At 60.7% G+C, this 12,306-nt stretch carries 11 protein-coding genes; all 11 read right to left on the bottom strand.

Features of this window, described 5'->3' with window-relative positions; translation table 11 throughout:
- Positions 1-90: 90 nt before the first annotated feature.
- Positions 91-483, bottom strand: a complete 393-nt coding sequence (locus tag NXC14_RS29010) for a response regulator (RefSeq protein WP_085781476.1) — start codon at positions 481-483, stop codon at positions 91-93.
- A 69-nt stretch (positions 484-552) separates the two neighbouring features.
- Positions 553-1,710: a helix-turn-helix domain-containing protein gene (locus tag NXC14_RS29005; RefSeq protein ID WP_085782038.1), complete on the bottom strand. Its 1,158-nt coding sequence runs from the start codon at positions 1,708-1,710 to the stop codon at positions 553-555.
- A 177-nt stretch (positions 1,711-1,887) separates the two neighbouring features.
- Positions 1,888-2,802 carry a cytochrome c gene (locus NXC14_RS29000; protein WP_085781475.1) on the bottom strand — a complete coding sequence of 305 codons (915 nt, stop codon included), beginning with the start codon at positions 2,800-2,802 and terminating at the stop codon, positions 1,888-1,890.
- 73 nt (positions 2,803-2,875) lie between these two features.
- Positions 2,876-3,610 carry a TIGR04290 family methyltransferase gene (locus NXC14_RS28995; RefSeq protein ID WP_085781474.1) on the bottom strand — a complete coding sequence of 245 codons (735 nt, stop codon included), beginning with the start codon at positions 3,608-3,610 and terminating at the stop codon, positions 2,876-2,878.
- Between the two features lie 17 nt (positions 3,611-3,627).
- Positions 3,628-4,674: a UDP-glucuronic acid decarboxylase family protein gene (locus NXC14_RS28990; RefSeq protein WP_085781473.1), complete on the bottom strand. Its 1,047-nt coding sequence runs from the start codon at positions 4,672-4,674 to the stop codon at positions 3,628-3,630.
- 12 nt (positions 4,675-4,686) lie between these two features.
- Positions 4,687-5,787, bottom strand: coding sequence for a glycosyltransferase (locus tag NXC14_RS28985; RefSeq protein ID WP_085781472.1), 1,101 nt, complete (start codon positions 5,785-5,787; stop codon positions 4,687-4,689).
- Positions 5,784-6,872, bottom strand: coding sequence for a glycosyltransferase (locus tag NXC14_RS28980; protein WP_085781471.1), 1,089 nt, complete (start codon positions 6,870-6,872; stop codon positions 5,784-5,786). Before NXC14_RS28980 ends, NXC14_RS28985 begins: the two co-directional genes overlap by 4 nt.
- Positions 6,869-7,999, bottom strand: coding sequence for a glycosyltransferase (locus tag NXC14_RS28975; protein WP_085781470.1), 1,131 nt, complete (start codon positions 7,997-7,999; stop codon positions 6,869-6,871). Before NXC14_RS28975 ends, NXC14_RS28980 begins: the two co-directional genes overlap by 4 nt.
- A gap of 2 nt (positions 8,000-8,001) precedes the next feature.
- Positions 8,002-9,114, bottom strand: a complete 1,113-nt coding sequence (locus NXC14_RS28970) for a glycosyltransferase family 4 protein (protein WP_245362250.1) — start codon at positions 9,112-9,114, stop codon at positions 8,002-8,004.
- Positions 9,111-11,153, bottom strand: coding sequence for an NAD-dependent epimerase/dehydratase family protein (locus NXC14_RS28965; protein WP_085781469.1), 2,043 nt, complete (start codon positions 11,151-11,153; stop codon positions 9,111-9,113). Before NXC14_RS28965 ends, NXC14_RS28970 begins: the two co-directional genes overlap by 4 nt.
- Positions 11,150-12,253 carry an SDR family NAD(P)-dependent oxidoreductase gene (locus tag NXC14_RS28960; protein WP_085781468.1) on the bottom strand — a complete coding sequence of 368 codons (1,104 nt, stop codon included), beginning with the start codon at positions 12,251-12,253 and terminating at the stop codon, positions 11,150-11,152. The genes NXC14_RS28965 and NXC14_RS28960 overlap by 4 nt, the downstream gene beginning before the upstream one ends.
- Between the last annotated feature and the right edge of the window lie 53 nt (positions 12,254-12,306).

Here is a 12,306-nt window from a genome sequence, read left to right as displayed (position 1 = left end):
GCAGACAGAATTCGTCGCAGCAACTCGGCTCACGCGCGGGATGCACAATGCTTGCTCCGACGCGCCTCCGTTCTTCCCGCGCCGAGACGATCAATTCAGCTTTTTCAAATCATCTGGATCAAAGAGTGCGACGGCAATCTTTTCAAGTTCGGCCGCCTTTGCGCAAAGCGCAAAGCCCTCGTACTTCAGTGGGATAAAGGATGGGTCATATCCGGTAGCAAAGACGAAGTTGATCTCTCGCCTCTCCAGCTCGTCGGCCACGGCAAACACCAACTCATCGCCAAGATGCACGTCAAGGATCGCCGCATCGACCTGTTCGGAAGCGATAAGGCCAAGCGCGCTACGAATGTTTGCCGCTGGCCCCACGACCGTTGCACCAAGATCTTCCAGCCTCCTTCGGGTCTCGTCAGCGTGGAAATATTCGTCTTCGACGACCAGGATACGCTTTCCAAAGAAAAGTCTAGTCGGGTTGGCGTTCTTCACCTGGGGACCTTTCCACTGCGGTTCTGTCCATGCCCTTAGAATATTGCGACCCCGGCCGAGGCCTTACTGTTACCATTTCTCCCTGTTATTCGGTGCGTAAAAGTGAGGCCGGCCGAGAGGCTTTTTGGCATTCCCGGTGCCTCGCAATGAAAACCCCATCACGCGCTCGTATTCCGCCTCGGGGATGCCGTAAGACCCATTGGCTTTGACGACAAGGCCCTCCCGATCGACAACAATGACCTTTCCTCGCACAGACCTGATGAGTTTTTCCCCCTCCAGGATTGGAAGCGCGCTCGTAACTCCGGACCGTCGGACGCCGAGCATGGAAGACATGTGTTCGTGGGTCAGAAGCAGCAACTGGTCTTCCGATCGATCATTCAGCATGAGCAGCAAGCGGGCCAGTCTCTGCTCGATGGAATAGCGGCTGTTGGCGAGAGCCGTATAACCGATCTGGATTGCGAGTGTCCTTGAAAACGAAGATGCAAGAGAGCGTAGTTGCGGCGCTCGCTGCATCAGACGAAGGAATCCGTCGATATCAATGCGCTGGGCGCTGCCTTCTGTCAGCACGACCAGATCATAAGGCGTGCGCCAATCCCCCTCCAACAGCCCACTGCCGGTCAGGCCTTCACGCCCGATGAGGCCAACCTCGACCCGCGGACCGGTTGGAGCCGAGGCGACCACCGAAACTGTGCCGCTTTCGATGAAAAAAACAGTCGTTATCTCTCCGAATTGTTGTTCAAGAACCTCGCCTTGGGCCAGCCGAATGGGCTGGAGAAGCGGGCGAACAAGATCAATTTCGCGGGAAGAAAGCGCCGAAAGAACCAGGTTCCTTTGGCCATCCGCTGGTTTCGGTGTGGTGTTGCGGCAAGTGGAAAGGGCACCGTAAATCGCGCTCGTGTCCAACGGCTTTTCCACGAAAATTCGATCGGCGAACCGGGGAGGAACGACGTCCCGGCTGTAACCAGTCGCGAAGAAAAACGGGATATTGCGCCTCGACAGCTCATCGGCGACGGGAAATACCATCGCCCCCCCCAGATTGATGTCCAATATGGCGACTTCAATCTTGGAATCCTCAATGTATTTCAGCGCTTGTTCGACATTGGGCGCTGGCCCGACGACATTGATCCCGGCTTGGCTTAGTTTGGACGCCAGCTCGCTGGCAAGCGTGTAATCATCCTCAACGATCAGGACAGCCTGTCGCGCGAGTTTGTCAAATACCGTGTTCACCACTATCTGCTCCCGGTATCATGCCTCAAGGACAAAAACGTTCACGTTAATGGCCTGTTCCCGATCTGTGGTATTGTGGCAGATAATATCCTCTAAGGTCGGCCGCGTCCTTGCCTTCTTCTGCCGGTCGGCGAATCCAACTCCGTGGCAGTCTGCGATGATTTGCGCAGATATGCGTCAGGGATGCGGTGTTGGCCGCGGCGGCAGCGACTTCAAATATCGGGCGATGGCTATCCGGTCGGCCTCCGGGAGCTCCGCCGTATTCTCGACCACATCCGCCATGGACCAGCCGACATAGCCGTGACCCGGCGTCCTGCCGCTGTGAAGCATTTCGGCGACATCCTGCTCCGACCACGAGCCGATACCTGTCGGCGTGATGTTAGGGTTGAAGCCGACACCTTCGGAACTCACTCCGCCGGCGAACCGCGTCTTGGGCTTCACGGCGCCGAATAAGTTGCGGGACGAGTGGCACTCGGCGCAATGACCGAGAGTCTCCACGAGATAGGCGCCGCGATCATGCACGGGATCGCCGCTCGGCGTTGCTCCCGATCGGCCTTCGTGGAAGAACAGGAGCTTCCAGAAGCCCACAAACCGCCGAATCCGAAACAAGGGGGAGATGTCGTGTGGCTGCGGACGCTCCGGCACCGGCGACAGCGTGTGCAGAAAGGCATAGAGATCGCTGATATCGCCGAGTGTCATGCCGGTGTAGCTGGCATAGGGGAATACTGGGTAATAATGCTGCCCTGAAGGAGAGACGCCTGATAGCAGGGCATTGGCGAGATCGGCGACCGACCACGATCCGATACCGGCCTCCGGGTCGGGCGAGATATTGGGAACTCTGAAGGTTCCATAGGGTGAGGCGAGCGCAAGATCGCCTCCCAGCCTGAAGCGGTCGGGCTGACCGGGGGAAGCATGGCAGGAGGCACATCCGCCCGCGGCAAAGACGAGTCTGCCGCGCGCAGCATCTCCAGGCGTCAGCGTGGGATCGTCGGCCGCGAAACGTAGATGCGGCCTGGTCAGGAGCCAGGTAAAGAAGAAGACAAGGAGGACCGCGGCAACAGCTGTCGAAAACAATCGGGCACCTTTGAACATTCTGGACCCGCCAATAGTTTAGAGCGCTTCTGCAGTTCCACGAAAGCTGAACCGCTCTGGGTGAGCAATCGCCTCAACCGGGCGGCGGCTCGACCATGTATGGCCGCCGGCCTCGGCGACAGAGATAAACTTCTCGCTCGGGATGGGCCTCTATGACAAAGCCCGAGCTGCGCAGCATCGCTTCGACCGCTGCCTTGTTGGGAATGAACCAATTCGTCGGATCGGCAGCATAACGTTCTTCGACAAAGAACAGTTTCGGAAAATCCGGCCGCTCAAAAATCTTCCATTCCGAAAAGTCGTAGTCTCCTTCAAGCGTGGCGATGCCTTCTTCGCCACGCTGCAGGCATTGGAACAGCATGAGATCTGCAACCACGTGCTCGTAGAGCAGATCCAATGCCAACATCGGATGGCGCAGATGGTAAAGCACGCCCATGAAGAGCACCAGATCGAACCTCTCCTGGAGTTTCGACACCTCATAAACCGACATCTGCCTGAACTCGACATCGAGGCGGAAATGATCGGCGGCGAAACGCGCCTGCTCGAGATAACGTGGATCGCTGTCAATGCCCAACACCCGCCCGGCATTGCGGCGCTTCATCTCGAGCGCATAAAAGCCGGCATTGCAGCCGATATCGAGAACGCTGCGTCCTTCCAGATCCTTGGGCACGACATGCTTGAAGCCTTCCCATTTGAACGCCGGATAGTCGCCGAGAAAATGATCCGGCGCGGTTTCGATCTCTCCGAACCGCATATTCTGAAACCAGGGGCCCAGTTCGTTGATACGCTGTTGCAAAGCCAGGTTCATCATCGCGTGCATCCTCTCGGTCAGTTGTCCAAGGGGGCAGCCTGCGAGGCGGCCCCGGCGCGATGACGGCGAGGCGCAGCGACGCGTTTCCGGGGACCATCATCCAAATTGGCGGAAAACCAGTCGATCGTATATCTGAGCCCCTCGGCAAGGGGCACCGTCGGCTGCCAATCGAGAAGTTCTGTCGCGCGGGAAATATCGGGCCGGCGGCGTTGAGGATCATCCTTCGGCAAAGGTCTGTAGGCAACAGCCGTTCGTACCGGCACCATTGAACGGATCATCTGCGCGAGCTCGTTGATGGTGAACTCCCCGGGATTGCCGAGGTTGACGGGCACGCCGGGGTTCGGCCGCACATCCATCAGCGCCATGAGGCCGCCGACAAGATCGCTGACGTAGCAGAAGGACCGGGTCTGCATGCCGCTTCCGTAGATGGTGAGCGGTTTCCCCGAGAGGGCCTGCACGATCAGGTTGGAGACGATCCGGCCGTCATTGGCCTGCATTCGCGGCCCATAGGTGTTGAAGATGCGGGCGACCCGCACGTCGACGCGGCCGCCACGCAGCATGTCGAAGCAAAGAGCTTCGGCGGCGCGCTTTCCCTCGTCATAGCAGGCGCGCGGTCCTGTGCAGCTGACATTACCGCGATAGTCTTCCTTTTGCGGATGCTCGGCGGGATCGCCATAGACCTCGCTCGTGGAGGCCTGAAGAAAGGCGGCCCGATGCCGCTCGGCAAGCGCCAGCAGATTGCCCGTACCGGCGACGCACGTCATCATCGTGTGTACGGGATCCGCCTGATATTGCGGCGGGGACGCGGCGCAGGCCAGATTGTAGATCTGGTCGAGCGGTTCGTCGATTTCAATGAATTTGCAGATATCCTGTTCGATGAGCCGGAAGCCCGGATGGTTCATCAACGGCCTGACATTGTCCGGAGAGCCGGTAATATAGCTGTCGACGCAAATGACGGTGTCGCCACGGCCGAGCAGAGCATCGCAGAGATGCGAGCCGACAAAGCCGGCGCCTCCTGCCACCAGAACAGTCTTGCCTTTTCCGCGACGATTGACTTGAAGCATCGATACTCTCCTTCACGCTGAGATACGCTCAAAAGCTGGATTGGTGGGCAGGTCGGAAAGAGCCCCGACGAGCTCACCGGCACGTGCGGCACCGGTATGACTGCTCATCACCAGCTTTCTCGCTGCGGCGGCGACGGCCAGACGGTCGGAGTCGGGAAGCTCCGTCAGCAGCGCCACGACATCCTCCGGCGCGCGCGCAATGAACAAGGCTTCGCCGTCCGGCAGCAGCTCATCGAGGCCCTGCCAGAAGTCGCTGATAATGGGCGCCCCGCAGGCGGCAGCCTCGAACAGCCGCACGCTGGGAGACCAGCCGGCGGCGATCATGTCGCCGCGGGTCACGTTCAGCGTGAACCGCTGCCGGCTGTAAAAGCTTGCGTGATCGGCAGGCGGCAGATGCTCGATGCGCTCGACGTTGGCCGGCCATTCGATCTGGGCGGGATATTGCGGCCCGGCGACAACGAAGCGCATCGACGGCAGGCGGCGCGCCGGCTCCAGCAGAAGCCGCTCCAGTGTGGTTTGGCGGTCGGGGCTATAGGTTCCGAGATAGCCGAGATCCCAGCAAGTGGGCTCGCCGGTATCAGCATAGCGGTCTTGGTCGACCGAACAATAGAGCGCGATGGCCCTGCGCGCGCCATATCTCTGTTCGAGCCGCGTCAACACCCTTCCCCCGGAGAAGGAGAAGTAGGTGTCAAATAAAGGAATCTGGCGCAGCGCCAGATACTCCTCATCGCCGCGATCGAGCTTGGCGAGGGTGACCGGCGTGTCAATGTCATAGAAGCAGAGCCGTTTCAGCTCCAGCGCCTCGAGCCTGTCGATGAGCGGCACACCATCGGGAACGTAGGATCCGACGATGACGGCATCGGCCTTGCCGAGCCTTTCGCCGTGACGCTCGACCATTGCGCCGATACCGGAATAGTAGGCGAGCTCGCAGAAATCAGGCGAAGGCAGGTCCCGATGGCTGGCATACCAAGGCACGTCCCGCTCCAGGAACAGGACCCTATGGCCACCCTGCCTAAGGCCTTTGATCAAGGCGCGATAGGTCGTGGCATGGCCATTTCCCCAGGAAGAGGAAAGAGAGAGGCCGAGGAAGACGATGTCGAGCGGTCTCGTCATTCAGCTGCCTCCCGCGCGCCAAGACGGGCGCGAAAAATCTCGTCCGCCGTTTCGGCGCGATTGACATAGGTATGTTCGGCCAGAACGCGCCGACGCGCCCTTTCTCCGATTTCCCGTGCGGCTTGCCGGGACAAGCCGCTGAGCAGGGCAGCCACGTCCTGTCCGTCGCGGGCGACCAGGACCTCCTCGCCGGACTTCAGAAAGACATCGATGCCTTCCCAGTAATCGGTAATAAGGCAAGCCCCTGCGCCAGCCGCCTCGAAGACGCGCGTCGCAGGGGAAAAACCATTCTCCGCCATACTGGCGCGCGATATGTTGAGGAGCGCCATCGGCGTCACGTTGAAAGCATTGTGATCGCGCGTCGGGACATGGCCGATATAGCGGACGTTTGAAGGGATCGGCTTGTCCTGCCAGCCGGATCCGCCAAGCAGGAATGTCCGGTTCGGCAGACGAGACGCCGGTTCCAGGAAGAAATGCTCGACCCTCGCCTCGCGATCCGGCAGGCGGTTGCCAAGGAACCCTAGGTCGGCCGCGAAGCGGTAGTCCTGCGGCACCGGATGATGCGTTTGCGGGTCCAGCGCATTGTAGATCGGCACGCATTCGGCCGCTCCGACGGAACGGTATGCGCTCACGACAGGATCGCCGCCGCCATAGGTCAGCACGAGATCAAGCCCGGCGAGCGCACGGCGCAACGGATGATCTGGGTTGGCCCTGAGTTCGGCAAGCGTCGCCGGCGCGTCCACGTCCCAGAAGATCTTCAACGCTTGGGGCCGGGCATTGCGCAGCACCTCTTCCAGCAATCGGTCGTCCTCGAAACCGACGCCGCTTGCCTTGACGACGATATCAGCCTCGGCCGCCTCGATTGCGACGGCCTTGAGGGCGTCAATCGTCCCTTCGTAGACGACGACCCTGCACCAGTCCGGCGGATCCATGTCGCGGTTCTTCTGCCGATCATAGACATCGGGCTCATAGAAGGTGATGTCATAACCCTTCTCCGCCAGCGCCCTCAGCAGGCCGCGATAATAGGTGGCGGCGCCGTTCCAATAGGCGGAGACGAGGCTCGAACCATAAAAGGCGATCTTCATTCGGCGGCCTCCCTGGATTGCAGGTTTGCGGTGACCCTATGCGTGCCGCAGCGCGCCAGGATGGCGAAAAGCTCGTCGACGCGGTGGCGGCAGGTGTGACGGGCCTTGATCGTTTCGAGGCCGGCAGCGGCAAGGCTTGTAGCCAGATCGGTATCGGAGAGGATATCGCGCAGGCTTTTCTTCATCTCCTCGCCATCACCGACGACCAAATAGTCCCTGCCGGGTTCGAACAGATGTTCGGCGTCATTCCAGGGCGCCGAAAGCAGGGGTATTCCGCAGGCGAGCGCCTCGAAGACACGGATGGTTGGAATACCCGGCAGATGTTCGACATAGGGTCGGCGCGGAATGTGTACGGTGACCCTATGGCGGGCGAAGGCCGCGGGAACGTCGGCATTGGCTATCCAGCCGCCATAGGCGATGCCGGCCTTGCGCAGCTCGTCCAATGCACGGCCGGGATAGCGCACGCCGCGAACGACCGTGTTCAATCCGAGATCTCTGGCGGGACGGATCAGGAATTCGCCGATTTCGGCGGACCGTTCGTCGTCGCCCCAGTTGCCGATCCAGATGAGGTCTCCGGTTTTCTCGATCTCCGGCAGCGGCCGAAACAGGGCGTCGTCGGCCGCCTCGTGCCAGGTAAAGACCGACTTTCCCCAGCCGGCTCTGAGATAACGGTCGCGCAGCGTCTGCCCGAAGGCCAGCACACCATCATAGTCGTCAAGCGCCAGCCCCGCGATATCGCCTTCGGCGGAGACAGCCCGGTGATGCGTATCGTGAAAAAGCAGGGTGAAGGTCGCGCCATCGCGCCGGATGCGGCCGAGCCTCTCGACCAATTGCGGTTCCGTCCACTCGTGAACGATGACGACGTCGGCGTCGGCAAGCACTGCTTCGTGGTCGAACTCGACTCCATAAGTCCGCGAACGGTGCTGCGGAAATGCCTGGTGAAATGCCTCGACCGCAGCCGCCCCCTGGTCTCGCACCAGATTGGCCCGGCTCCAGGCATCCTGCGGCTCCAGCGCCAGCGTCTCATGACCGCGCCGCTGGAGATCGCGCATGACGCCGCGAAGAAAATGAGCATTGCCGTGATTCCAGTCGGAGACCAGCGAATGGGTGTAAAAGACAAACTTCATGATTACTCCGCTGCTGTTGAAAAGCCACGCGCCCGCATGCCGGAATAGATCGCGCACATCGCCTCTGCCTGAGCCTCGACGCTGAAGGCGGCGGACCTGGCACGCGCTTTTCGTCCGAACGCTGCCCGCAGCTGCGGATCGTCGGCAAGCCTATTGAAAGCATCGGCGAAGGCATCGGAGCGATGAGGCTCGGCAAAAAGAGCAGCCCCGTCCCATATCTCGCGATAGGTTGGGATATCAGAAAGCACCAAGGCCGCGCCCGCCCGCGCCGCCTCGAGAGCGGCTAGACCGAAAGGCTCGTAGAGGGACGCCGAGGCGACGATGGCCGCCCGCCGCGTCAAGGCGCTCATCCGCTCATGCGAAAGCTCGCCGCGGTGATCGGCATGGCGAAATCGCATGGTCTGGCCATTGGGACCGGTGGTCGCGCCGGCCGCCGCCACCGTCCATCGCGTCATAGCTGCAGCCTTATCAAGCACCGTGCCGTTTTTGCCGTCGTCCCACCAGCGCCCGGCGGCAAGAACAAACTCCTGCTTGGGCTCGTCGGAGGCCTCAAGAGCGCTGGCGTTATAAACGACCTGGAGATTTCCGATCGTTCCATAGGCCGCTTCCATCGCTCTAGCGTGGCTGCGGCTTGGTGCGATCACCGCGTCCGCACATGCAAAGCCCTCCTGGTTCAGCCGATACTGCCATTGCCAGTCCTTTGGGACTTCACTTCCGCGGACGACGGCAAACCAAGTGACGACACAGGAATGGCAAACCACGGCAATCGGCAGGTTTGTTTCCATGCCCGCCGCCTGCGACGGCAGATTGAGATGCAGAAGATCGGCCTGTTCCCGGCGCGCGAGATCGGCGATCAGCCCCGGAACTTCGGCAACTGCCTGTTCATTCTCGACCGTCCAGTCGAGCGGCGCATCCAGCCAGACGAGCTTGCCGGCCCGGCTAGCCTCCGCAACCTTGTCGTCTGTCGGGAAAGGCCCCAGCCCCGCAAAAACAACCTCGATGTTGTTCGATTTCAGGGCTGCGGCCAAATCCATCGCGTAACGCCAGACGCCGCCGATGGCATCAACCGTCATCAGCACGCGGCGGTGCCGCTTGCTTCGTTCATGTTCGCTCATGCCGATGCCTTCCGCTTTTCTCTGCGGATCTGCCGGCCACCGAAACGATGGGCCGTCAGCCATTCGGCGAGGTGCCGCAAACCATGACGCCATCCGATTCCGGCTCGCCAGCCGGTTTCCTGTTCAAGTCTCGTCGTGTCGGCCACGAAATAGAGTTGATCGCCGGCGCGCCATGGGCCAAAGCTGGTTTCGACAGGATGGCCCGCAAGCACTTCGATCTCGCGCAGCACCGCGAGCACGCTGACGGCGTTACGCGGCCCTCCGCCGAGGTTGAAGGCTTTGCCGCTGACCCGCTCGATATTGGAAAACAGCGCCCGATAGGCAGCGACGGCATCATCGACATGCAGAATGTCCCGCACCTGCTTGCCGTCGCCGTAGATGGAAATGGGCTCGCCGCCGAGCGCACGGATCAGGAAATGCGCCACCCAGCCCTGGTCCTCGGTGCCGAACTGACGCGGTCCGTAGATGCAGCTCATCCGCAGGACGGCGGCAGGGATGCCGTAGGACTTTGCGTAGTCGAGAATATACTGATCGGCCACACCCTTCGAACATCCGTAAGGCGTGCAGAAATCGAGCGGCCGGTCCTCGCCGATCCCTTGCCTCCTGACGGTCTCGTTTTCGGGAAGATAACGATCGTCGAGTTCGATCATGCCGAGATCGTCGAGAGCGCCATAGACCTTGTTGGTGCTGGCGAAGATGACCGGCGCCCGTTTGCCTGCCCTGCGCACCGATTCCAGCACATTCAGCGTGCCGCGCGCATTCGTTTCGAAATCTTGCAGCGGGTCGACGAGGCTGGTGGTCACCGCCGTTTGCGCAGCATAGTGGAACACTGCCTTGGCATCCCTGAAGGCTGCTTCGATGCCTAGCAGATCGCGAACGTCGGCGAGGACCGGATGCACCCGCCCGCCATGCCGATCTTTCAGCCAGGAGAGATTCTGATCGACTCCAGATCGCGCCAGATTGTCGAGAATGATGACGTCCTCGCCGTCGCTCAGCAGGCTATCGGCGAGATTGCAGCCGACAAACCCGCTGCCGCCGGTGACGATGATCGGCGCGGCGCCAGAGGCGATGTTGGGAGCGGCAAGGGCGGCGACCTCCTCCAGCCTCTTGACGCCTCCCTCCATAAGAAGGCGTGCAAGCAGCTTCGGTTTATTGTCGTGGCTGACAGCGCCCAGATGATAATGCCTGGGATCGAACCACAGGCCTTCCTGAACCGGAACATCCGGCGGCACGTCGCGCCATGAATACCAGTACATGCGATCGGCCGGTACTTTCAGCGCGTTGATGAAGCGCCGCGCCTGTTCGATCTCGTCATTGCGCCAGGTGGAGTAGCCGGTTTCGGTGATCCATATTTCTGCATCGGCATTATAACGATCGATAATCCCACGCATCTCTCCGAGATGCATGTCCCAGCCGCCCCAGCTTGCCTCCTCGCTGTCCCAGGTTCCAGGGAAACCGTGGAAACCGATTGCATCGACGACGCCAAGTACGCCGCGCGTGCCCATCAGATTGAGCCAATGGGGATCGAAGGGGCACGGGCCGCCAAGCACCGGCTTATAGCCCCTCTGCTTCGCCCAGAAGGCGGCGCCTCCGACCATTTCGCAGAAAAGCAGGAAGTCGCTGTCGTGGCGCCAGTCCCAATCAAGCAGGTTGTTCGGTTCGTTCCAGAGCTCGACATGGCTGATATAGCGGCCATAGCGCGTCAGGACATGATCAACGAAGTCAGCATAGGACTTGAGATCGACCGGCGGACCCGAAGACCTGCCCGTCCGGGACAGAGAAGGCGGCGTGTAGTGTATGCAGGGCAGGAGATCGATTTCACTGCCGATACGCGGGATCAGCCAATCGAACCATTCCTTGCCGCCGGGGGCCAGATATTCGGCCCAGGAAAGATGCGTACGGAGATAGCTGGCTCCGCATCTCAGCATATCCGGCAGCACGATCTCGGTCCGCTCATATTCTCCGGGCCGGAACCATTCGACAAAACCGAATTGTCTCGTCTCCTGCTGATCGGCTGCTCGAGAACCGGCCTTGTTCATGAAACCAGCCCCCGCTCTTCCAGTTGCCGCTTCATTTCGGCGCCACGATCGACAGCCCCCGTCTGCCGCACCCATTCGGCGAAGGGCGCGAGCGCATTTTCGAGACGATATTTCGGTTCGAAGCCGAGGAGTTCGCGCGCCTTGGAAATGTCGGCGAAGCAATTGCGGATGTCACCCGAACGCGCCTTGTTCATGATGTCAGGGCCGATCTCGGGCACGCCCATGGCATCGGCGAGAAGCGTCGCGACATCGGCGATCGAATAGGCCTGGCCGCTGCCGATATTGATCACGTGACCGGCTGCCGCGGGTTTTTCCAGAGCCAGGCGGAAGGCTGTCGCCACATCGCGGACATGGACGAAATCGCGCCGCTGCCTGCCGTCCTCGAAGATCATCGGCGGCTGGCCGTTGGCGAGGCGCGAACCGAAATTGGCGAGTACGCCCGTATAAGGATTGGAAAGCGCCTGGCCCGCGCCGAAAACGTTGAAGAGACGCAGCGCGACGGCATCCAGGCCGTAGGCTTCACCGAAAATCAGAACCTGCCTCTCCTGGGCGTATTTCGTCAAAGCGTAAATGGACGCAAGATCGACCGGTTTCTCCTCATCGGTGGCGACCGGAGTCAGCGGCTGGTTGTCCCGATCAAGCGGATCCCACTTGCCCTGCTTGACATGCTGCATGCGTCGCCTGACATAGCCGAGCCGCTTTCCATCCGCAGTCCGATAGAGCCCCTCTCCATAGACACTCATCGATGAGGCGACGACGATCGTCTTGACGGGAAGGCCGATCATGGCTTCGAGGAGCACCGCCGTGCCGAGGTCGTTGCAGCCGACATAGCGGGCAATTTCGTACATCGACTGTCCGACGCCTACTTCGGCAGCGAGATGGATGACGCCGTTCACACCGGCAAGCGCCGCCCGCACGGCGTCCTTGTCTCTGACGTCGCCTTGAATAATCTCGGCTCCATCAGGCACGCTGACTTCGGCATCGCCATGCACCTGGTCGATCAGCGCATCGAGGATGCGCACCTCATAGCCGTTGTTCAGAAGTTCTTCAGCAACGTGGCGACCAATGAAGCCGCACCCGCCAGTTATCAAAATCGTCATTATGAGATCCGTCCGGTTGAATAATTTGCTTCGGAGATAGGCGCCGAACCGAA

The organism is Rhizobium sp. NXC14, from assembly GCF_002117485.1.
Classification (GTDB): Bacteria; Pseudomonadota; Alphaproteobacteria; order Rhizobiales; family Rhizobiaceae; genus Rhizobium.
The sequence above is the reverse complement of the archived record's forward strand: the minus strand, read 5'-3'. Positions and strand labels throughout refer to the sequence as shown.